Source organism: Chryseobacterium indologenes (genome assembly GCF_002025665.1).
Taxonomy (GTDB): Bacteria; Bacteroidota; Bacteroidia; order Flavobacteriales; family Weeksellaceae; genus Chryseobacterium; species Chryseobacterium metallicongregator.
This window is the reverse complement of record NZ_CP018786.1, coordinates 2,796,321-2,817,602: the sequence shown is the minus strand read 5'-3', so window position 1 is coordinate 2,817,602 and position 21,282 is coordinate 2,796,321. Positions and strand designations below refer to the sequence as shown.

The 21,282-nt window shown below is 35.1% G+C and carries 22 protein-coding genes; 11 read left to right on the top strand and 11 right to left on the bottom strand.

The window, feature by feature from the left end; translation table 11 throughout:
- The first annotated feature begins 100 nt into the window (after positions 1-100).
- Positions 101-547: a GNAT family N-acetyltransferase gene (locus BUE84_RS12825; RefSeq protein WP_079241953.1), complete on the top strand. Its 447-nt coding sequence runs from the start codon at positions 101-103 to the stop codon at positions 545-547.
- Positions 548-894: 347 nt separating this feature from the next.
- On the opposite strand, the gene BUE84_RS12820 is transcribed toward BUE84_RS12825, so the two are convergent.
- The 8 genes from BUE84_RS12820 to BUE84_RS12785 all read right to left on the bottom strand — a co-directional run bounded on the left by BUE84_RS12820 (position 895) and on the right by BUE84_RS12785 (position 7,406).
- On the bottom strand, positions 895-1,476 hold the full coding sequence (locus tag BUE84_RS12820; protein ID WP_034695632.1) for a hypothetical protein: 582 nt from the start codon (positions 1,474-1,476) through the stop codon (positions 895-897).
- Between the two features lie 276 nt (positions 1,477-1,752).
- Positions 1,753-2,319 carry a glutathione peroxidase gene (locus tag BUE84_RS12815; RefSeq protein ID WP_079241952.1) on the bottom strand — a complete coding sequence of 189 codons (567 nt, stop codon included), beginning with the start codon at positions 2,317-2,319 and terminating at the stop codon, positions 1,753-1,755.
- Positions 2,320-2,354: 35 nt separating this feature from the next.
- Positions 2,355-3,026 (bottom strand): Crp/Fnr family transcriptional regulator, encoded by a 672-nt coding sequence (locus BUE84_RS12810; protein ID WP_079241951.1) that lies wholly within the window; start codon positions 3,024-3,026, stop codon positions 2,355-2,357.
- A 143-nt stretch (positions 3,027-3,169) separates the two neighbouring features.
- Entirely contained in the window at positions 3,170-3,937 is a 768-nt protein-coding gene (locus BUE84_RS12805; RefSeq protein ID WP_079241950.1) for a LytR/AlgR family response regulator transcription factor, read from the bottom strand.
- Positions 3,912-4,964, bottom strand: coding sequence for a sensor histidine kinase (locus tag BUE84_RS12800; protein WP_079241949.1), 1,053 nt, complete (start codon positions 4,962-4,964; stop codon positions 3,912-3,914). Before BUE84_RS12800 ends, BUE84_RS12805 begins: the two co-directional genes overlap by 26 nt.
- 104 nt (positions 4,965-5,068) lie before the next feature.
- Positions 5,069-5,962: a hypothetical protein gene (locus BUE84_RS12795; RefSeq protein WP_079241948.1), complete on the bottom strand. Its 894-nt coding sequence runs from the start codon at positions 5,960-5,962 to the stop codon at positions 5,069-5,071.
- A 58-nt stretch (positions 5,963-6,020) separates the two neighbouring features.
- Positions 6,021-6,494: a hypothetical protein gene (locus BUE84_RS12790; protein ID WP_079241947.1), complete on the bottom strand. Its 474-nt coding sequence runs from the start codon at positions 6,492-6,494 to the stop codon at positions 6,021-6,023.
- Between the two features lie 3 nt (positions 6,495-6,497).
- The gene (locus tag BUE84_RS12785; protein WP_238594255.1) at positions 6,498-7,406 is read right to left on the bottom strand and encodes a heme-binding domain-containing protein; all 909 of its coding nucleotides are present in this window, start codon (positions 7,404-7,406) and stop codon (positions 6,498-6,500) included.
- A 499-nt stretch (positions 7,407-7,905) separates the two neighbouring features.
- On the opposite strand from BUE84_RS12785, the gene BUE84_RS12780 reads away from it, so the two are divergent.
- The 5 genes from BUE84_RS12780 (at position 7,906) to BUE84_RS12760 (ending at position 12,733) form a co-directional block, all read left to right on the top strand.
- Positions 7,906-8,271 carry a BlaI/MecI/CopY family transcriptional regulator gene (locus BUE84_RS12780; RefSeq protein ID WP_034695620.1) on the top strand — a complete coding sequence of 122 codons (366 nt, stop codon included), beginning with the start codon at positions 7,906-7,908 and terminating at the stop codon, positions 8,269-8,271.
- Between the two features lie 5 nt (positions 8,272-8,276).
- Positions 8,277-10,169 carry a M56 family metallopeptidase gene (locus BUE84_RS12775; RefSeq protein WP_079241946.1) on the top strand — a complete coding sequence of 631 codons (1,893 nt, stop codon included), beginning with the start codon at positions 8,277-8,279 and terminating at the stop codon, positions 10,167-10,169.
- A 65-nt stretch (positions 10,170-10,234) separates the two neighbouring features.
- On the top strand, positions 10,235-11,125 hold the full coding sequence (locus tag BUE84_RS12770) for a GLPGLI family protein (protein WP_079241945.1): 891 nt from the start codon (positions 10,235-10,237) through the stop codon (positions 11,123-11,125).
- Positions 11,126-11,286: 161 nt separating this feature from the next.
- Positions 11,287-11,853, top strand: a complete 567-nt coding sequence (locus BUE84_RS12765; RefSeq protein WP_079241944.1) for a sugar O-acetyltransferase — start codon at positions 11,287-11,289, stop codon at positions 11,851-11,853.
- A 19-nt stretch (positions 11,854-11,872) separates the two neighbouring features.
- Positions 11,873-12,733, top strand: a complete 861-nt coding sequence (locus tag BUE84_RS12760; RefSeq protein WP_079241943.1) for a GLPGLI family protein — start codon at positions 11,873-11,875, stop codon at positions 12,731-12,733.
- A 70-nt stretch (positions 12,734-12,803) separates the two neighbouring features.
- Here the strand turns inward: BUE84_RS12760 and fsa are convergent, their stop codons facing one another.
- Positions 12,804-13,457, bottom strand: coding sequence for a fructose-6-phosphate aldolase (gene fsa, locus BUE84_RS12755; RefSeq protein WP_047094862.1), 654 nt, complete (start codon positions 13,455-13,457; stop codon positions 12,804-12,806).
- A 205-nt stretch (positions 13,458-13,662) separates the two neighbouring features.
- Here fsa and BUE84_RS12750 point away from each other — a divergent pair, with 205 nt between their 5' ends.
- Positions 13,663-14,151: a YdeI/OmpD-associated family protein gene (locus BUE84_RS12750; protein ID WP_079241942.1), complete on the top strand. Its 489-nt coding sequence runs from the start codon at positions 13,663-13,665 to the stop codon at positions 14,149-14,151.
- Positions 14,152-14,274: 123 nt separating this feature from the next.
- Here BUE84_RS12750 and BUE84_RS12745 read toward each other — a convergent pair whose 3' ends face one another.
- Positions 14,275-14,817, bottom strand: a complete 543-nt coding sequence (locus BUE84_RS12745; protein ID WP_034695599.1) for a tetratricopeptide repeat protein — start codon at positions 14,815-14,817, stop codon at positions 14,275-14,277.
- Between the two features lie 189 nt (positions 14,818-15,006).
- Here BUE84_RS12745 and pepE point away from each other — a divergent pair, with 189 nt between their 5' ends.
- The 4 genes from pepE (at position 15,007) to BUE84_RS12725 (ending at position 19,214) form a co-directional block, all read left to right on the top strand.
- Positions 15,007-15,699 carry a dipeptidase PepE gene (pepE, locus tag BUE84_RS12740; RefSeq protein ID WP_079241941.1) on the top strand — a complete coding sequence of 231 codons (693 nt, stop codon included), beginning with the start codon at positions 15,007-15,009 and terminating at the stop codon, positions 15,697-15,699.
- Entirely contained in the window at positions 15,699-16,550 is an 852-nt protein-coding gene (locus BUE84_RS12735) for a hypothetical protein (protein WP_079241940.1), read from the top strand. Before pepE ends, BUE84_RS12735 begins: the two co-directional genes overlap by 1 nt.
- A 108-nt stretch (positions 16,551-16,658) precedes the next feature.
- A complete protein-coding gene (gene dacB / locus BUE84_RS12730; RefSeq protein WP_079241939.1) occupies positions 16,659-18,032 on the top strand; it encodes a D-alanyl-D-alanine carboxypeptidase/D-alanyl-D-alanine-endopeptidase in 1,374 nt (457 codons plus the stop codon).
- A 6-nt stretch (positions 18,033-18,038) separates the two neighbouring features.
- Positions 18,039-19,214 (top strand): sensor histidine kinase, encoded by a 1,176-nt coding sequence (locus tag BUE84_RS12725; protein WP_079241938.1) that lies wholly within the window; start codon positions 18,039-18,041, stop codon positions 19,212-19,214.
- A 124-nt stretch (positions 19,215-19,338) separates the two neighbouring features.
- Here the strand turns inward: BUE84_RS12725 and BUE84_RS12720 are convergent, their stop codons facing one another.
- On the bottom strand, positions 19,339-21,195 hold the full coding sequence (locus BUE84_RS12720; protein ID WP_079241937.1) for a PDZ domain-containing protein: 1,857 nt from the start codon (positions 21,193-21,195) through the stop codon (positions 19,339-19,341).
- Positions 21,196-21,282 lie beyond the last annotated feature (87 nt).

Here is a 21,282-nt window from a genome sequence, read left to right as displayed (position 1 = left end):
GAGTAAGTCTATCTGGACTATGGTTTTAATATGATTCTGGATGATATCACTGGTCCTGTTTAAAGCTATTTTTGCCGTGTTAATAAAAATAGATATAACGATGAATCACATGATTAAAAAGGCAAGTCTTGAGGATCTTGATGAAACGGCTGAATTGTTCAATCTTTACCGTATTTTTTACAGACAGGAGTCGGATCTTGAAAAAGGGAAGGCTTTTCTCAAAGAGCGGTTTTTAAACAGTGAATCCGATATTTTCCTTGCATTAGCAGACGGAAAAGCCGTAGGATTCGTACAGCTTTACAAATTATTTCATTATACCAGATTACAAAAACAATGGCTGTTAAGTGATCTTTTTGTTCATCCTGATTATAGAGGGAAGGGACTTTCTGTGGCACTAATTGACCGCAGTAAACAATGGTGTGAAGAAACAGGAGCGTGTGGGCTGATGCTTGAAACCGAAAAAACAAATGATATAGGAAACACGCTGTATCCACGCTGCGGGTTTGAATATGACGGATTGCATAATTACTACCATTGGTGGAAATAGAACAAAGCGAGTCAAACGTAATCGTAGAGCATCTTTTTTTGAGGTGCTTTACTTCTATAATGAGAAGTAGTATTAGTTCTACAGTTTTGAACATTTAATTCTACAGGTATTTTCAGCCAGCAGAAGGCTATAGTCCTATTTTTGTAAAGCTCTTACAGATCATGGGTAGGACAGTTGATCTGTAGAGTGTATGCAAAAAAATCTCTGCCTAATTTTCTACTTTTTCCCCAAGGGTTTTATGATTAGTACCACAAAACTGCTTTTTCCGGCGGAGATTTTTTGCTTTTGAATAAAAAAAGAGAACCACAATTGCGGTTCTCTTTTTATTTTTAAATATGATTTAAATATTATTGTGCCAGTTGAGCGTAAGGAGTAAGCTTGTTGTCATCAGACATTGTCTGTCCTAAAAAGTCTCTTTTTTGATCCGCTTTCATTCTTCCCGCAGCATCGTTTGCATTGAAATACGCTTCACTTAGCTTTGTAGCAATATCAGCAGGTTTGAATTCAAATTTTGTATCTCCTTCAACACCCAGATATCCGTTCTTTCTTGTAAGGTTGGTAATATAATTGTTGTAATTGATCATCGTACCTCTCAACATATTGTTGTGGTATTCCATACATTTCTTAGCTTTTTTAGAAGAATTGTTCAGGATACAGTTTTTCATATTGTTTCTGTATAAAAACCATTCAGACTCTAAAATACCATATTCTCTACCCAAAGCAATCTTTCCGTTATTCACAATATTATTATCTCCTTCTTTTGTAGAGATCGTTTGAAGATGCTGAATAACCAATGGAACGGTAGCTTCGATTTTTGATTTTGTATCTTTTAATATACTAAGATCGGCAGCAGGAGAACCCTTCTTTTGTGCTGTAGTAACATTGAAAATAAGCAGTAATAGTACAATCAATAAATTATATCTTTTCATGAGAAATTTTTAAAGCACTAAAATAAATATAATTTCCCGGTTAAAACAAATACATTTTAATATTTATTTAATAAAATTTAACAATTCTATAATGTATATGAATCATTGTTGTAAAAATGACGTCTTCAGGGTCTTTATTGACATGATTTTTGTAATTTAAAATGTTAATATAATTCAATTTGTGCATTTGAATAGTCATTCACTATCAAAATATTTTTATGTGCATGGATAAAAAAAACACTACTCATAATGATAGTAGTGTTTTGCAAAGATTATTTATTTGAAATAATGAGTGATTTTATCACTTTCAGGAACTACTTTAGAGTCAAAATGCTCCAGTAATTTTCCTTCTGGGCTGATCAGAAACTTATTGAAATTCCAGCTTATGGCAGCGTCCATTACTCCGTTTTGAGATTTATGAGTAAGATAATCGAATACGGGAGTGATTTTTGAACCTTTTACATCCACTGAAGTGGTAAGAGGAAAGGTTACCCCATAGTTCTTTTCGCAGAAAGATTTGATATCAACATTGTCATGAAATTCCTGATCTGCAAAATTATCAGAAGGGAAGCCAACCACAACCAGTTTATCACCATAATCCTTGTAAAGCTGCTCCAATCCTTTGTATTGAGGCGTGTATCCACACTTGGATGCTGTGTTTACAATAAGAATGTATTTTCCTTTGTATTCAGAAAAGTCAATTTTTCCTCCATCGATGGATTCAATCTTAAAATCATAAATTGATTTTGCAGGTTTCGTACCTCTGGAGTCATCCGATTTAATAAATGATGAAAGGCTTATAATCCCTATAAGCACCATTCCGATAAAAAGTATTTTTTTCATTGAGAAAAGATTTTAATATTAATGTATATATTATGTTATTTATTTAATAGTAAAGGCATTTGATCTGCTGCCCATATTTTACCTTCTTCATCTTTAAAGATTTTTCCTTCATTTTCAATTTTTTTCAGCACTCTGCTTACCACTTCCCGTGAGGTTCCCAGACTTCCTGCTATTTCTCTGTGTTTGATTTTTACAGGTTGATTTCCTGCTAAAATCACTTTTCGTTTAATATAATTCAAAACACGTGTGTCCAGATGATGAAACATCGCTTCATTAATCATATCCATTACAGCTGAAAATCTTCTTTCATATTCATGAAAAAATATTGCATTAATGGCAGGAAACGCTACCAGCCACTTGCTCATCACTGCCAGAGGAACAAGAAGAACTTCAGAGTCTTCTTCCGTAGTGGCATAGACCTTACTGATGTTATTATTAAAAATTGATGAAAAGGTCATCAGACAGTTCTCTTCATCACTGATATAATAATATACAAGTTCACGGCCATCATTCAGAGAATATACTTTAATAGCTCCTTTTATTAAAAACAAAACATACTTGACGCGGTCTCCTTCGCGGATAATTTCCTGCCTGGCTTCTATTTTGTCGTAGATTCCATGGGTTTTGAGCTCTTTCAGAAAGTCCTCACCAAGAAAACCAAATTTACGGCGAATAAATCCGTCTGCAATAGTATTTTTTTGATCCATTTTATTTATTCTTTATTTTGAGCTGGAGTTGAGCTCGTTTGTTTATTGCTGTGCAAAAATTATTTCTGATCAGGCAAAATATTAGCTTTCTCCGATGATAATCAGAGATTAAATTATTTTATATACAGCTTTTAGTTAATTGTTTACCGCTCTTCAAGCCACTGAAGAAAACGGGAAGCTTTGTCTTTGGTGACCAATGGCTTTTCCGGAGTGGTAATTTTCAGGCTGACAAGAAGTTTTCTGGAGAAATAATGTTCCACTTCAACAATAGCTGTAAAGTTGATCAGATATTGTCTGTTAATTCTAAAGAACTGAGCTCCTGAAACGAGCTGCCCGATCTCATCCAATGATTGTGGAACTGAATATTCTTTCTGATCGAAAGTCACCAGTACTGTACTTCCAAACTGGCTGTAAAAGCAGGCAATTTTGTCAACAGGAATATTATTGTATTTATTATTGGAAAAGACCAGAAAATTGGTTTTTCCTCTTCCTGTTGTCAGATTATTCAGGATATCTTCCAGTTTCCGGTCAGGAGAAGGAGCGTGCTGAAAAAAGTTTTTAAGATCATTGATCTTTTCAAAAGCGGACTGAATATCTTTTTTCTCAAAAGGTTTCAAGATATAATCCACTCCGTTACTTTTAAAAGCTTCTATCGCATATTCATCAAAGGCAGTACAGAAAACAACAGGCATTTTTATCCTGACCTTACTGAATATCTCAAAACAATTTCCGTCCGCCAGCTGAATATCCATAAAGATAATATCCGGAGTTTCAGTGCCAGAAAGATATTCCACAGCCATAGCAACGCTTTCAATGTACTGTACTATGGTAGCTTCCGGCTGTACTGCAACGATCATCCGTCCCAATGCCTTTGCAGTTTTTATCTCATCTTCTATTACTAAAACTTTCATCTACTATGGGTAATTTGACTGTGAAATTATGATCATTATGCAATATGGTAAGTTCCTTTTCAGCAAAATGCTTATAACGTTCTCTGATATTTTCAATTCCTATTCCTGCGGATTCCTGAGGAATATTCTTGGGCTGGAAATTATTTTCAATAATAATATATTCGTTATCGCTGTATAGTTTTATGATTAACGGATTGGCCAGCGATACAATATTGTGTTTGATGCAATTTTCACACAAAAGCTGCAGTGTAAACGGAGGAATGTAAGAATTTAAGATCTCTTCCGGAATATCTATTTTAAACTCTATACCATCTTCAAACCTAGATGTCAGAAGGAAAACGTAGGCATCCAGTATTGTAAGCTCCTTTTTTAAGGGAATAAGCTCCATTTTTCTGTTGTCTAAAGTGAAGCGATAGAAATCCGCAAGCCTCACCACAAAATCTCCCGAACTTTCATCTTTTATGTCAATCATAGACTTCAGTGTATTGAGGCTGTTGAATAAAAAATGAGGATTAATCTGCTGCTTCAGCAATTCATATTGGGCATTGAGATTATCCGTTCTGATTTGTTCAAGTTCAAATTTAATCTGCTGAGAATTATAAGTCTGATACAAAAGGTAGAGGAACATATAAATCGTAAGATTGATCAGTACTCCCCGGAATTCGTACATCAGAACCATAGTATTAAATCCATACTTGGGAAATATAATATGATGAATGAGCACTATGGCTGCCATGACAACTACTCCGATGGATAAGCTGACCACCAGTTTTTTATTGAAAAATCTCGTAGATATATTCTGAATAGAAAACTTCGGCAGACTATAGATATTAAAATACCATACAAATAATGAGAATAAAAAGGAGATGGAAAAATCTATCGTCAGCTCTCCCAATGTAATATGCATACGAAGTATTTTGGGTACTGAAGCCAGAATCCCCATAAAAAGAGCACTGAAGAGAATGATTCTCGGATCAATCCTGAATACCTTTCTTCCGTTGGTATTTATATATTTTGCATAGATCATAAATAAAAATCAGGCAGTTAAGCAGTCACAAAGATACAAAAGCTAAATAACGGCACGGCAGCATGTCCGTTATTTAGCACTGAGATTTCTATAAAAACACAAAACTAGGGCATAGCTGCTGCCATATTTTTCACAGGTACAGGCCAAACACCGCCTGGAGTAGGAAATGAAATGCCTTTATTAGAACCCATCACCATATTATCCTGTCCAAAACGGTAAAGAGGCCATCCTTTATACGTAAGCTGTTTTCTTCCGAATACTGTAATAGATCCGAAAAGCGTTTTATCCAGCCCGGAAGGAACTACAATTTTATCTGTTTCATAAATAGGCCAAACTCCATTATTCGAAAAATCAGAGGCTGTAAAATTGTTTTTATTTTGTTTGTCATTCTTAAAGGTATAAAGTGTTACTCCTTTAGCATCTGTAAAATACAGCGTTTTTCCCGTGCCTTCCGTATAAGTTGAAGTATAGTTTTTTCCGTCATGTCCTACAAGTTGTGCATTGGTAAGCATAATAGTATAATCAGGTTTTGCAACAAACCATACGCCTCCTACGTTTTCTCCGCCGGTTTTCCCTGCATCTTCTTTTACATTGGTTCCGTTCACCAAAGGCGCATAGTAATAAAGAGGTCTTCCTTTATAGGTTACCTGCTTTTTCCCTGAACCTGTTGTTATTGTTGTAAAATCTGAAAGTTCCAATCCGGAACCTAGTTTTTCAGCAGAAAGGTTATCTGCATTGAAGATAGGCCATACCGGTTCGCATCCTCCGGTACAATTGTTAGTGGCGGTAGCATCATTGGCAAAATAATAAAGAGTGTGACCCTCTTTATCAGTCAGGACATTTCCAAGAATGGCATCATTTCTCAATTGTACTTCTTTAACAACAGGATCAGATGGCTCATCCTGATTATCCTTCGAACAGGCAACAGAGGTGAAGAGCAGTAATGCTGCTGAAATACATCCTGTTACCAGGCTTGAACTGAATGTAAATTTTTCCATTTTTTTTAATAGTTTTTAATGAATATTATTTTTTTATATGTGATTTTAAAATCCTGTGTTAAGGCATTATTGAAGGTTTCATACTTAGAATTGTAGAAACTCTGTTTGTCCCATCTGCCTTCACTTTCTTAAGTTCTTTCCCTTCATATTTTTGATATAGAATTTCTGAGTTTTCGGAGAAAGGCAATTTACTTTTGATAACTTCTACAGACAGAAGGTTATTGGGGATTTTGGCTCCATACCAATAAGGATCATCCTTCTGCGACCAGGTAACCAAAGCCAGTATTCTTTCCTTACCATTGACTTTTTTAGCATTATCCTTCAAATCATCAATTGCTGAATCAGTGCCGTACAGCGTCATCATAGTCTGTTTTTTATGATTGATGGAAGAGGTTACCACCTTTAAATTCATGACATTAAAATCAAAGCTTTCAGGAAGGGAGGCATTTTGATTCACGGGTTCGTATTGTTTTTTGGAATTGCAGCTCACAACAAATACGCACATTATTAAATAAACAATCAGATTCTTCATAGCTTAATGGTTAAGAGGAGAGGTAAATACAAAATCATTGTCTTTCATAGGGCGGTGGCAGCTGATGCACTCGTTGGCGAAATCTGCTGTCTTTCCATACGGTTCAAGTTTGGGAGATAAAAATCTTGCCCATCCCCATCCTTTTGTAGAGGCGAATTTTTTGGAATCCTTAATCATATATTCCACTTGTTTAAAAGCTCCGGTAGTAACATTCCCATCACTGTCTATAATCTGATCCCATGCTACTTTCGCGAATATGGTTCCGTCCGGCCATGGATTTGTTTTATGTTCTTTTGCCGCTTTTACAGCAATATCATTTCCGAATATGATACGCATGGTACCATTATCAAACCTTTCTGTAGAACTGATCGGTTTCCAGTTTTTATAATCAGGAATATAGCTGATCCCATTCAGTGCAGTAGGGAACGAGACTTTGGATACCTGAGTATGGACGCCTTGCTGAAGCTGTTTGTTATATGCAGAAACTTTTGCTGTATCAGGCTTTTGTTTTGGAGCAAGAGAAGTCACATAGTTTTTAAGGATGCGGATATCATTTTCAGAAAGTTTTGCTTCGGGATGAAGTAATTCGTAGCTTTTTAGAGGCATTGCTTTCAGATTAATCTGATTAAAAGCTTCCCAAAGTTTGGCATTTTGTGCAGGAGGAGCCAGTTTATCCCATTCAGAAAAATTGAGTCCTTCTTTTCCTTTTTTAATATGGTCTGCTACCAGCCAGTAAGCAGGTGTAATCTGATCAAACCACTTCAGATCTGCCTGATTAGAATGGCAATCGAAACACGAGCGCTGCAGGATCGCTCTTACTTCAGTAGGCACATGAATCTCACCCGTCACAGGCTTTTGTACAATTTCAGGTCTGTAAAACTGAATTCCAGTAAAGACAATCAGTACTATCATCAGGATATTTTTTGTTTTTAATTTTTTCAAAAAACGATTCATATCTCTTTGTTTTTTATTCAAATTTCAGGACTTTTTGAAGTATGTTTTTCTGAAAATTTGATCAATCGGACAAATTTTACTTTGAATCTGACATTTGTGATTATGAATTTTTTTAACCTTTATTTTTGATCAGTCTTATCCTTGTCAAGGTTTAAAACCCTGACAAGGATGAAAAAGAGTTTAAGATCTTAGAATAATCAGATCTATTTAGTATAGAATAATAACTCTATTGAATAGTTTTTTGCACAATAAACAGCCAATAAATCTATTCATTAAAAATTTAATAAATTTTAACTATTTCTATTGTGTTGATTTTCAAGTGATTATTGTTTAATATGTTTTATCACTAAAAAAATAGTTGTTTGATTCATTTTTATTTCTACATTTGTATAACTAATTTATTAGTGATATAGAATGAGATGATTGTATATCACTTTAATTGATAAATGAACGGAATATGAAAATTCAGACTCTGACAAAAGCAGAAGAACAGGTAATGCAGTATTTATGGAAATTAGAAAAAGGCTTCCTGAAGGATGTGCTTGATCTTTTCCCGGAGCCAAAACCACACACAAATACTGTTTCTACTATTTTAAAAGTGTTGAAGGATAAAGAATTTGTAGACTATCATGTCTATGGAAGACAGCATGAGTATTTTCCGCTGGTTTCAAAAGAACAGTACTCCGGGAAAACCATGAAGAGCCTTGTGAAAAACTATTTTAAAGGTTCTTACAAAAGTGCCGTTTCATTTTTAGTTGAAAAAAATGAAATGACAGTAGAAGATCTTGAGATGTTATTAGATGAACTCAAAAAGAAAGACTAAGACCTATGGAAGCCATACTTTTATACTTTGGGAAAACTATTTTATGTTCAGGTGTAACATTTTTGTATTATCAGTTGTCATTAAAAGACAAGACATTCCATCATTATAACAGATTTTATCTGCTGGGTGCAATTGTGATATCACTTTTGTTACCACTTATCAGAATAGATGATTTTACGATAGAGGTAAATAATGATATGTATATGCTTCTTGACAAGATTCAGAATTTTAACACAGAAAAAAACATAGACAATGGTAACCTTTATTTTAACATTATTTTTTCAGCTCTGGGACTGGTTTCTCTCTATTTTTTAGGGAAGCTGTTGTATGGGATTTTCAAAATCCAGCAGTTTAAAAATCAATTTCAGAAAGAAAGTTTTGACGGGATCAATTTTTACCGTACAGACCTTACTGAAGCTCCATTTTCTTATTTTAAAAACCTGTTCTGGAAGAATACAATTACACTGCATTCTGATATAGGAAAACAGATTTTAAAGCATGAAATGGTACATATTGAGCAGAAACATTCCTTTGATAAAATCTTTATCGAGATTATTACCTCTGTTTTCTGGTTCAATCCGTTCTTTCATCTCATTAAAAGAGAAATTAATCTAATCCATGAATATCTGGCTGATAAAAAAGCCGTAAAACAATCGGACACCAAAGCATTTGCGCAGATGCTTTTAGCAAGCCACTTTTCCGGAACACAGTTGCCTGTTACCAGTCCGTTTCTAAGTTCAAACCTTAAAAAAAGACTTAAGATGTTACAAAAACCAAAAACCAAATTCGGATATGCGCGAAGAATTTTTGCCTTACCGGTTGTATTCTCTATCGCTTTTGCTTATCTGGTAAATGCTAAAAACAGAGAAATTGAAGAAACAAACCTTTCTATAAAAGAAGTAGTTTCAGAAATCAAAAAAGATACGATAAGACCTGAAAAATCGGGTCAGGAAAAAATTGCAGAACTAAAAACGGTATCGGGTGAAGACCACACCAAAATAACCGGGCTTGAAAAGAAAATAAAAGAAAAAGAGAAAGAGCTGGAAGGTTTGGATCCCGAAAGTGACCTCTTCAGCGATAAAATAGAAGAAATAAGCAATCTGGCTTCAGAGATAGGTGAAATTGCTTCAAAAGTTGAAGTTGATAAGTATTTCAATTCTGTAGAATGGAAGAATCAGATGAAGGAGCTCGAGAATATGGAACCTCTTAGTAAAAAAGAGCTTCGAAAAATAGAAAGAGCAGCAAAAAAAGCAGAAAAAGCAGAAAAAGCAGCTGCAAAAATAGGAGAGTTGCCAATTCCTCAAGCATCACCTCAAGCGCCAAAAGAACCAAAAATAACCTATTTTAAAACAAACAGAGTTGTTAATTATAGTGATCTGAGTGCTCAGGAAAAAGAAGAGATACGCAAAGCAATGGCCGAAGCTAAAAAAGCAATGAAAGAAGCAACTAAGGCCAGAATAGAAGGAGAAAAAGCACGAGTAGAAGGTGACAGAGCACGTGCTGAAGGAGATAGAATCAGAGTACAAAGCCAAAGAATCAGGATTGATGCGGACAGAATCAGAAAAGAAGCTGAAAAAGCCCGCCTGGAAGCGGAAAAAACAGCGCAAAATTTCAGAGGAGGTAATTTTACGATGGTGAGTTCTTCTCCTAACGTCATGGTAATGCGTGCTGATTTTATTAAAAAAGACGGAAATGGCAATATTTCAATGAATGGAGTTAAAAAATTTAATGTAAGTGCCGGAGATGATTTCAGATACAAATACTATATAGACGGAAGAGAGAGTTCCAAAGAAGATATTAATACTTTAAAACCTGAAAGTATTTCAAGTATGAGAGTTATTAAAGGAAGTCTAGTAAAAGGGACAGAAGGGGAGATAAGAATTGAAACAAAGAAATAAAGTTCCATCAGGCTTTGTCTGTTTCAGATTGGCAAAGCCTTTTTTAATACAATTAAACATACACTATGGGAAAAAAATATTTGATTTTACTGGTATTTTTAGGAGTGTTTGCCAACGCTCAAGTCAACAGGTTTTTCTATGACTATAAATATATATCTGATTCTACTAATAAAGCAGATGTGAAAAATGATGTAATGTTTCTGGACATTGATAAAAATGGGTCTAAATATTACAGCCGAGAAAAATTTGTTTCAGATTCTGCAACAAAAGCAGATATTGCAAAGCAGATGAAAGGAGGATTCGGAGGCAGTATTAATATCAAAAGAAATATAAAACCGGGAACAATTTCTTCAACGGTTACAAAAAAGTATCCGGATTACAGTGTTTCATTCTCAGAAAACATTGGGAATACCAGCTATAAGATGCCGGAAGATCAAAAACCTGAATGGAAAATACTTCCTGAAAAGCAGAAAATCGGAGAGTATAATACGCAAAAAGCAACCACCAATTATGGAGGGAGAAGTTGGGTAGCATGGTTTTCTACAGATATTCCTTTTCAGGATGGTCCTTATAAATTCTATGGATTGCCGGGACTTATTGTTAAAATTGAGGATACCACAGGCTCACATATAATGACCCTGATCGGGAATAAGAAAACAGAAGCTGCATCGCAGGAAGATATTCAAATACCTGGCCTCACTACAATAGGTTTGGGGGGTAAAGAAATAGAGATCAGCAAAAAGCAGTTTAAAAAAGCCTGGAAAGATTATCTTGTTGATCCTACAAAAGATATGAAGCAAACCATGAGTACTCTTCCGGCAGGAGCTGTTGTAAATATGAAAAATCAGGATGGTAAAAGCATTGATATGAATGAAATGTACAGGAATATTGAAAAAAGAGCAAAAGAAGATCAATTAAAAAATAACAATAAAATAGAACCGGATTTGTTCAAGTAAAATTATATATTTTCTAATATCTGCAGGATGGCATTTTGTCATCCTGTTTTTATTTTAACAAAAGACATTAAGAAAAAGTGTGATAAATATCAATTCATCATGTTATGATATATTTAGTATCTTCAATGAACAATAAGTAATAGCAACCAACGTTATATCTCATGACAGAAAAGGAAAAATGTGCAGCCGGGCTTTTATATAATGCCAATTATGACAAAGAACTGATTCAGGAACGTATTGCCTGCAAAGATCTGTGTCAGGAATATAATGGTCTGAAAAACTCAGATACAGAAAACAGATACAGACTGCTCAGAAAGATTATTGGTAGTATAAAAGAAAATATCTGTATAGAACCCAATTTCTGGTGCGACTATGGATATAATATAAAAGTAGGGGAGAATTTCTATGCCAATCATAACCTTGTTATTCTGGACTGTGCTAAAGTAAAGTTTGGTGATAACGTGTTTATCGGGCCCAATTGCAGTTTTTATACAGCAGGCCATCCGCTTGATGTACAGCAAAGGAATGAAGGGCTGGAATATGCACATCCGATCAAAGTTGGTGATAATGTATGGTTGGGAGGAAATGTGATTGTACTTCCGGGTGTTTCTATCGGAAATAATTCGGTGATTGGAGCGGGAAGTGTTGTCACAAAAGATATTCCGGACAATGCAGTAGCTGTGGGAAATCCGTGTAAGGTTGTTAAATTTATAACAGAAAAAAACTAAAAAATATAGTAAACTAACCATGAAAAAAATGATCATTCTCTTCAGCCTTATATTGGCTGTAATGACTAATGCACAGAATCAAAGATTTATCTACGAGTACAAATTTATCACAGACTCTACAGCGAGAGATAAAGAGCTAAGTGAAACTATGTACCTTGAAGTAGCTTCCAAGGGATCCAAATTTTACAGTAAAGATTATTTTCAGTCCGACTCCACGATGAGAGCTATCACTGAAAAAGATACTCAAAGCTTAAACATTAACCTCGGAAACTTTAAGTTTAAAGGCAAAATACGCTACAACATTGAAAAAATGTATCCTGACTATTCTACCAACTTCTTTACTACTCTGGGTTCTGATGAATACCAGGTAGAGGAAAAGAGAAAGCAGAACTGGAAGATTCTTCCTGAAAAAGAAAAAATAGGAGAATTTAATACACAGAAAGCTGTTTGTGATTTTGCTGGTAGAAAATGGACGGCATGGTTCACTACAGATCTTCCCATTCAGGATGGGCCCTACAAATTTTATGGACTTCCGGGATTAATTGTAAAAGTGGAAGATAATACCCATTCTCATTCATTCGAATTAAAAGGCAGCCAGAAACTTCCGGCTGGATATGAATGGAAAAGTACCAAAGATAAAGAACGTTATCATACTCTTATCACACTTAACGAAGCCAAATTTAAAAAAGCTTTTAATGATTACCGCCAGGATCCTATGAAGAGTCAAAAACAAATGCTGGCACAGGGCACCATCATTGAGATGAGAGACAGTACAGGAAAAATACTGGACCCGGTACAGGCAAGCAGAGATCAGGAAGCGATGGCCAAAGCCAATATTAAAAAACAGAATAATATTCTTGAACTGGATCTGCTGAAATAAACTTAAAACATTATAAAAAAATCCCGGAATAACATTCCGGGATTTTTTATATCTGAATAAGGATCAGTGATTATGCTAATTTCTGAGAATCTGCAATAAACTGAGCCAATCCGCTGTCTGTTAACGGGTGCTTCAATAAGCTCAAGATCGGAGGAAGTGGAGACGTGATAACATCTGCTCCGATTTTAGCACAGTCGATAATGTGCATTGAGTGACGGATAGAAGCTGCTAAGATTTCAGTTTCGAACATATAGTTATCGAAAATTAATCTGATCTCCTGGATAAGGTTAAGACCGTCTGTAGAAATATCATCTAATCTTCCTAGAAATGGAGAAACATAAGTTGCTCCTGCTTTTGCTGCCAAAAGAGCCTGTCCCGGAGAGAAGATCAAAGTACAGTTTGTTTTGATTCCTTTATCAGAAAAATATTTTAAAGCTTTGATTCCGTCTTTGATCATCGGAATTTTAACAACGATATTTGGGTGAATAGCAGCCAATTCGTCTCCTTCTTTAATCATTTCTTCATACGTTGTAGAAAGAACTTCTGCAGAAATATCTCCGTCTACAAGTTCGCAGATCGTTTTATAATGGTTTTTGATCGCTTCAGCTCCCTGAATTCCTTCTTTTGCCATTAATGAAGGATTGGTAGTTACACCATCTAAGATCCCAAGATCTCTTGCTTCTTTGATTTGTTCTAAATTAGCTGTGTCAATAAAAAATTTCATTTTGATAAATAGATTTATTGATACAAAGATAGGGAATTAATTGGGTTCTGAGGTATGAATTTTGAGTTACGAGGGATGGGATTTAGAGTAAATGAGTTTGAGTGTAGGAGGGTTTTAGAGTAGGAAGGCTATAGAGGAAAAAAAAATATGTTGATGTTAACCCAAATAGTTAATTTTGTTTCTAGCCTAACTAAATCTGCCATCCATGAAAAACAACAGCTTCACCGCCACATTGGAAATTATAGGAATCAATCCTTTTGTTTTTATTCCTGAAGAAATTCTGGAAGAAATTTTTAATGAATCAGGGAGAAATAAAAGCCCCATTGCTGTAAAAGGAACTGTGAACGGGAAAGAGTTTAAACAAAACCTGATGAAATATCTGGGAGAATGGAGGCTGTATGTGAACCTGATAATGCTGAAAAACTCTCCGAAAAGAATAGGAGAAGTTATTGAAGTTGTTCTGGAATACGATGATTCTGACAGAAGTATTTCTATCCATCCTCAATTAGAAAAAGCAATTAAAGAAAGTGCTGTGGCAACAGCAAATTTCGAAAACCTGATTCCTTCAAGAAGACATGAGCTGATCCGGTATATCAATAATTTAAAGACCGAAGCCAGTATTCAGAGAAACATTGATAAAATTATCAGACATCTGCATGGTGAAACAGATTTTTTCGGAAAAAAGATTGAGTAGCGTAAACCAGGAATCAAGAGATCAAATTATAAAGAATGAATAAACAAGTGATAAATTAAACATGTTTATCATTTATAATTAAAAACAAAAAGACCGGAAAATTTTTCCGGTCTTTTTTATTTACTAAGAATTTAATGTTTTGCTAAGCTTTACAGCATCCTCATTGGTTGGGTCATACTGTATGGATTTTGCAATGTGTTCTTTTGCTTTATTAGGATCAGTTTGCTGTTCTGTAAAGGCAAGATAGAAATAAGCGTATGCCAGATTCTTCTTATTTTGCTCTACTTCTTCAGGTTTTACTGTTGCAATATACTTTTCGTAAGCAATTTTTGCATTGGCATCATCTTTTGCAGACTGATAGGCATAGGCCTGGCTGTAATAAGATGGAGCCCAGTCTGGTAATAAAACAGATATTTTCTTCCAGGTATCAATGGCATTGGGCCAGTCTGAAGCTTCCTGATAAGCATTCGCCAGTTTTGCTAATGATTCTGCATCTTTTGGATTGGCTGCAATCTGTTTTTTAAGACCCTCAATAGTTGGATTAGTGGTTTGACTCGTTGATGCCGAAGTTTCCGGCTGAGTCGTTTGTGCGTTTACAAGACTTACACTTCCTGCTAGTATTAATCCTAAAAATAGGCTTCTACTATTAATTTTACTCATTTTCATAATCTTATATTTTAAATTCGAAATCTAAAATTCAATAATAATTCCACAAAATCTAAAATTTTAGAGGCTTTAAGTTTTTTTAGAAAATATTAACGGGATTCGTGTTTTTTTTAGTTTAATTTTTGATTCGTTCATCTTTGAAGCTATCTTTGTAATTCATTTTTTTATTAATACCTATAATTTCACCATATGAACATTATATTAGCTTCAACATCCACACTTTTTGGTGGAGAATATCTGGAATACTTAAGAGAAGAATTAATCCAACTCTATAAAGGAATTGACGAAATTGTGTTTATCCCTTTCGCAAGACCAGGCGGAATTTCCCATGATGATTATACGACTAAAGCACGTTCTTTCTTTGAAACCATCAATATAAAAGTAAAAGGGCTTCATGAATTTGAAGATAAAAAAGAAGCCATTCATCAGGCAAAAGGGTTCTTTACCGGAGGAGGAAATACTTTTTTATTGGTTAAAACTTTACATGAAGAAGGGCTGATGTCTGCTCTGAAAGAAAATGTATCTGAAGGAAAAGCTTATCTTGGATGTAGTGCAGGAAGTAATATCGGAGGTCAGAATATGAAAACTACGAATGATATGCCGATTGTATATCCGCCAAGTTTCGATTGTATGGGATTGGTTCCTTTTAATCTCAATCCCCATTACCTTGACCCTAATCCGGATTTGAAACATAATGGAGAAACCAGAGAAACCCGTATTCAGGAATTCCTTACTCAAAATGATATCAAAGTAGTTGGTCTTAGAGAAGGAAACTGGATTAGGAGAACGGGAGAATCAATAACAGTGGAAGGAAGTGAACTGACAAGAATTTTTGAAAAAGGGAAAGAGCCTTACGAAATAGAATCAGGAAGCAGCCTTTAATGAACAAAGAAGAAATAAACCTTTTTATAGAGCGTAATCTGACTAATTTTTCAGTGAACAGTACCGGATGGAGTGATCTTATCCGGAAATTGCTGTATGAATTTGCTGCAGCGGGCTGGAACATGGAACATCGTGTCTTTGGAAAGGAAAAGTTTGGAGAATTGAGATGCTACACCTATTCTGAAGATGAAACACTTAATGCCCAACTAAAAAAAATCAAAGAAAAATATTCAGAGTTGTCTGTCAAGACGTGTGAGATCTGTGGAGAAGAAGGTAAATTAAGAACAATTGGTTCATGGCAGACAACATTGTGTCTGAATCACTTTCTGGAGCAGCAACCTGTTATTGAAATTGATGACAAACAGAATATCAAAAGAAGCAATGAGACTGTTCTGAATATTAAAAATATTGTTAAAGCTGAGGTAGAATATGACCTTCAAAGGCTATGGCTTTTTATAAATAAAACGGAGTCGGTGTATTTTTCATGGCAGGAACCGAATTATTATCTGCTTCTGAAAACAATTCCTCTTTCCCTTTTTTCGGAAGAAAACCAGCATGAGATTTCGGTATTGTTTCAAAACTTACAGGATTGTGAAGTATGTGGTCATAAAGCAGTTTACCAAAAAAACTGTTTACGCTGTCATCATGAACCCTGGAATGATTCCGGATATTTTATTCAGGACTACGGAGAAAAATCAAATTATATCAAAGAATGCCAGATGGATATTTCCATAGATGAAGATGATTATGAGAAATATTTCAAACATGATCGTTCATTTGAAAAATCTCCTGACCATCAGATTCTTTTCACTTCCGATGACCTCATTGAGTATAAAAAGCTTTTATTTTAACTATATTTGATTAGAATTAAATGTAGGCAAAAGATTCAGCTACAGGTAACATTACTATTGTTGTGAACTGTATTTGAAACTATTTGCTTAGATCAAAACAACAATTCAATGAAAAAAACACTTGCTGTTCTCACACTTTCTGTACAAATTGTTACTGCTCAGAATATAACCCAAAAATTAGATAAAGTAACAAAGGATCTTATGGATTCTTCTGGAGCAGTTTCTTCCAGTTTATCATTTTATGTTTCAGATGAAAACGGCAGTTTTATATACGAATATCAGGGAAACAGAGGACTTTCTACAGCTTCTACACAGAAGATCTTTACGGCAGGTGCTGCATTGGAAGCTTTAGGGAAAAATTATACTTTCACTACTACTTCAAGCTATTCCGGAAATATCTCCGGAGGAACGCTGAACGGAAATCTTTTCATCAGCTCCAAAGGTGATCCTACATTAGGAAGCTGGAGGTATGATGGCTATAAACCTGAAAATTTTAAAAAGAAGCTGATTGAGGCAATTAAAAACTCAGGAATAACAAAAATCTCAGGAGATCTGGTGATTGATGATTCTTATTTTGATCATCAGACGATTCCGGGAGGGTGGCCTTGGGATGATCTTGGTAATTACTACGGAGCTGGAGTCTGGGGAATCAACTGGAGAGAAAACCAGTTTGATATCAATATTAACGGAACTGATTTTAAAGGGTTTTCTTATCCGCTGGAAGGCGTAAAGTGGCTCAATGATCTTAAAGCAGGAGGAAACTCGGATCAAAGTCTGATTTTTACCGCTCCTCATTCTGATGTTGCTTTGATTAATGGAATGCTTCCGGCAGGAAAAACCGTTACCGTTTCCGGTTCTACTCCTAATCCTCCATTACAATTAGCCACAGAAGTAAAACAATGGTTAAAAGAAGCCGGAATTGAACTTTCAGGAAAAGCAATAACAAATTCTCAACTTGAAATAGAAGGAAAACAGGTTTTAGTCGCTCCGGAAAATAATATTCTCCTTACTTATCAGTCTCCGACTTTAGATAAAATTGTCTACTGGTTTTTAAGAAAAAGTATCAATCTTTACGGAGAAACCCTGATTAAAACATTAGGAAAAGAGAAAAAAGGAAATTCAAGTTTCAAAAGCGGTGTTTCTTATCTGAAAGAATTCTGGAAATCAAAGGGAATTAATCCTAATATGATCAATTTTGCTGATGGGAGCGGACTTTCTCCACAAAATTATGTGGCTGCAAAAGCAGAAGTACAGGCACTTTTATATGCTAAAAAACAATCATGGTTTGAGGCTTATTACGACGGATTCCCGGTTCAGGATAATGGAATGAAGATGAAAAGCGGGACGATGAGAGATACCAAATCTTTCGCAGGATATCACACTGCAAAAGATGGAAAAAAATATGTATTTTCGATTATCATCAACAATTATCAGGGAAGTGGAAATACAGAGCTGCAGAAAATCCTGAATGTTTTAAAATAAAATACTTTGAGAAAATCCATACTCACCAGACTGAATAACTGGATCATTTTTGTGGTGATGACTACTTTGGTGATTGCTATTGTAGTAGCTTCAACATCGCTTATTAATTTTCTCAGAAAAGAGGAGATCAAAAGGATCAGTCTTCTTTCCAAAGCAATAAGAATACAACAGGAAGTGAAAACTCCAGACACAGACGTTCTGGATTTGTTGCCTGATATCCTGAATATCAATAATACTATTCCGTTCATTGTAACAGATAAGTATAAAAATCCAATCCTTGATCTCGGATACTACAGAAATATTCCTGAAAGTACAATTAAGGATCCTGAGAAATTGCAGGATTTGATCCGGAATATGGAGAAAAACTATGATCCTATTGAGATTAAGGTACCAGATGGCAATAATCAGTTTGTATACTATGACAATTCGCGTCTGCTTAATAATCTTAGGTATTCACCCTATATTTTAGGACTGTTTATTTTACTGTATTTTGGTTTTTCTTTCTGGTTTTTCAGAACGATAAAGAAAACAGATGAAGGTTATCTTTGGGCTGGGTTGGCTAAGGAAACAGCGCATCAGATTGGAACTCCTTTGTCTTCTATGATTGGCTGGATAGAGATTATGAAGCTGGATAATCCGGATTCAGATGGCGTACATGAGATTGAAAAAGATATTGAAAGACTCAGAACGATCTCAGAACGATTCTCAAAAATTGGTTCTATTCCTGAGTTGAATGACCGAAATTTTAATAAAACCATTCAGGAGAATTATGACTATTTGAAAACAAGAATTTCAAGGAAAATCAATTTTACACTTAATCTTCCAACATATACCGTTTTGGTTCCTCATAACAAAATTCTGATGAGCTGGGTGATTGAAAATCTTGTAAAAAATGCTGTGGATGCAATGAAAGGAGAAGGAGCTATCACCATGTCTGTTTTTGAAAGAAATAAAAATATTCTCATTGAAGTAAAGGACAACGGAAGCGGGATGACAAAACAACAGGCCCGAAATGCTTTTAATCCAGGGTATTCTACCAAAAAAAGAGGCTGGGGATTGGGGTTGTCATTAGCAAGAAGGGTAATTCATGAATACCACAACGGAGATATCAAAATTTCTCAGACTGAAGTAGGAAAGGGAAGTACTTTCAGGATAACAATCAGAAAGGAGGAAACTCTTTAACTGCAAATTTCTTTTACAAATAAGAAACCTAACAGGTTTTCAAAAACTGTTAGGTTTGAATATTCAAGAATAAAGCTATCGAGTAAGAAAATAAAAAGCGAGGAAATTTTCCCCGCTTTTGTTTTTATTTTTTACCAGTAAGCCACTGTGTCTGTAGTTTCAGTTCTTCCGGAGTTGGATTCGCCTTAAATGAAGGAGTTTCCATAGTCATTTTATCCAGAATAGCCTTTCCTTTCAATGTCATTTTCTCTTTCTTCCCGGCATTATCTCTTAAAATAGTTACCGTTACTTCCTGGCCTTCTTTAATGGTTCTGGTATAACCAATAAAATCCTGTACTTTTTTGATGTCTACTGTTCTTCCGTCTAAAGCAAGTACCTGGTCTGTAATTTTGAATCCGATACTTTTTGCAAATGGAGATAATGCAGAATGGTCATCAAAAGCAAAAGCATTAGTCTTCTCATCAAAACCAGTCTGGTTCGGGTCTTTGATAAACCAGAAAAGAGGTTGGCTTTCCTGCTTTTTAATATCCACACCTACCATGCTCAGATATTGTGCATAAGGGGTTGGCTGGTTTCCTGCAATATATTTGTTATAGAAATCTTTTACCTGAGGATATCCCGTAACTGTTACCAGTTCGTCAATCAGTTTATCATCTTTGAAAGGTTTGTTTTCACCAAATCTCTGAGACAGTTTTCTGATCATATCACGATATCCCATTTCTCCGTTGGACAATTTTCTAAGCTCGATGTCTAAACACATGGCTAAAAGCGCTCCTTTCTCATATACGTTTCTGTACTGATCTTTGTAAGGCTCTACCAATACATTTTTACTCATTACCGTAAATGGCATTGTATCATCATAACTCTTGGAGTTGGCAATTTTTTCACCGATTCTTTCAAGGAACTGATCTTTATTAATCAAACCTTCCTGAATCTGGAATAAGTTGGCAAAATATTCTGTTCCGCCTTCGTACATCCATAGGTGCTGAGACATTTTAGGATCTGCATAATCGAAATAGTGAATTTCTTCAGAATGCGTCTTCAGAGGATTTACAGTATGGAAAAATTCGTGAGAAACTACATCTGTAATAGTATTGTCAATAGCATCTTTTGGCATTGCTTCCGGAAGAACAACACTTGTAGATTCGTGGTGTTCCAATGCTCCGAAACCTTTTACTTTAGGTCCGTCACCACCGGAAAGATAAAGCATGATGGCATACTTTTTATTCGTGTTCATATCTCCCAGGAATTTCTTCTGGGCAACAACCATTTTTTCAAGATTGTCTTTGAAATCTGCTGCTTTATATTTTCCTGTTGGAGAATATACACCCAATACAAGATCCATTCCTCCTGCGTTGAAGGTAATATAATCAGGTTTTGTATACATTAATGGAGAATCTGTCACCTTAGCATAATTGGCAAGAGTATAGGTATCTGTAGATTCAGATTTATCCTGATCCACCAACGCTGTGGTTCCGTAGAAATCAGTTGGTTTCTGAACGACAAGCTGATAAGGAACATCCTGCATATTCTCAATATATCCTATGAATCCGTGGGTATTGATCATGTATACTTTTCCTTCTTCAATATCCGTTCCTGAAGGAGAAAATACTGCTTTATGCTTTGATGTATCCAATTCATCATCAAAACTGTCATTCACAAGATATGAGATTTTGGAAAGTGCCTGAGCATTTTTCAAGGAGTAAGTATTGTCATTTACTTTAGTATAAGTAAGTTCTTTTCCTTTATTGTCGTAAAATTTGATTCCTTCGATGAATCTTCCATAGTCGTCTACAGAATAAGTACCTGGAACCGTTTTTGGGAAATGAAATTTAATGTCTCCGGATTTCATTTTCGGAAATTCCATGGTAACGGCTACTTTATCATCTTTTACATTGACAAGGTCAATAGTAGTTTTTATAGACTGAGCATTTGCTAAAAAAGCAGCAAAAATACCAAGGCTAAGTACTGTTTTTCTCATTAGGCTTAAATTAATAGTTAAATAGTTGCTTTTTTTCTGAGTTTGTTACGAAGAAAGTATTAAACTTTTCTTAAAATTTTAATAGCA

Coding starts and splice junctions, on each gene's coding strand:
- BUE84_RS12825 (WP_079241953.1), top strand. CDS start 101: ATGAATCACATGATTAAAAAGGCAAGTCTTGAGGATCTTGATGAAACG.
- BUE84_RS12820 (WP_034695632.1), bottom strand. CDS start 1,476: ATGAAAAGATATAATTTATTGATTGTACTATTACTGCTTATTTTCAAT.
- BUE84_RS12815 (WP_079241952.1), bottom strand. CDS start 2,319: ATGAAAAAAATACTTTTTATCGGAATGGTGCTTATAGGGATTATAAGC.
- BUE84_RS12810 (WP_079241951.1), bottom strand. CDS start 3,026: ATGGATCAAAAAAATACTATTGCAGACGGATTTATTCGCCGTAAATTT.
- BUE84_RS12805 (WP_079241950.1), bottom strand. CDS start 3,937: ATGAAAGTTTTAGTAATAGAAGATGAGATAAAAACTGCAAAGGCATTG.
- BUE84_RS12800 (WP_079241949.1), bottom strand. CDS start 4,964: ATGATCTATGCAAAATATATAAATACCAACGGAAGAAAGGTATTCAGG.
- BUE84_RS12795 (WP_079241948.1), bottom strand. CDS start 5,962: ATGGAAAAATTTACATTCAGTTCAAGCCTGGTAACAGGATGTATTTCA.
- BUE84_RS12790 (WP_079241947.1), bottom strand. CDS start 6,494: ATGAAGAATCTGATTGTTTATTTAATAATGTGCGTATTTGTTGTGAGC.
- BUE84_RS12785 (WP_238594255.1), bottom strand. CDS start 7,406: ATGATAGTACTGATTGTCTTTACTGGAATTCAGTTTTACAGACCTGAA.
- BUE84_RS12780 (WP_034695620.1), top strand. CDS start 7,906: ATGAAAATTCAGACTCTGACAAAAGCAGAAGAACAGGTAATGCAGTAT.
- BUE84_RS12775 (WP_079241946.1), top strand. CDS start 8,277: ATGGAAGCCATACTTTTATACTTTGGGAAAACTATTTTATGTTCAGGT.
- BUE84_RS12770 (WP_079241945.1), top strand. CDS start 10,235: ATGGGAAAAAAATATTTGATTTTACTGGTATTTTTAGGAGTGTTTGCC.
- BUE84_RS12765 (WP_079241944.1), top strand. CDS start 11,287: ATGACAGAAAAGGAAAAATGTGCAGCCGGGCTTTTATATAATGCCAAT.
- BUE84_RS12760 (WP_079241943.1), top strand. CDS start 11,873: ATGAAAAAAATGATCATTCTCTTCAGCCTTATATTGGCTGTAATGACT.
- fsa (WP_047094862.1), bottom strand. CDS start 13,457: ATGAAATTTTTTATTGACACAGCTAATTTAGAACAAATCAAAGAAGCA.
- BUE84_RS12750 (WP_079241942.1), top strand. CDS start 13,663: ATGAAAAACAACAGCTTCACCGCCACATTGGAAATTATAGGAATCAAT.
- BUE84_RS12745 (WP_034695599.1), bottom strand. CDS start 14,817: ATGAAAATGAGTAAAATTAATAGTAGAAGCCTATTTTTAGGATTAATA.
- pepE (WP_079241941.1), top strand. CDS start 15,007: ATGAACATTATATTAGCTTCAACATCCACACTTTTTGGTGGAGAATAT.
- BUE84_RS12735 (WP_079241940.1), top strand. CDS start 15,699: ATGAACAAAGAAGAAATAAACCTTTTTATAGAGCGTAATCTGACTAAT.
- dacB (WP_079241939.1), top strand. CDS start 16,659: ATGAAAAAAACACTTGCTGTTCTCACACTTTCTGTACAAATTGTTACT.
- BUE84_RS12720 (WP_079241937.1), bottom strand. CDS start 21,195: ATGAGAAAAACAGTACTTAGCCTTGGTATTTTTGCTGCTTTTTTAGCA.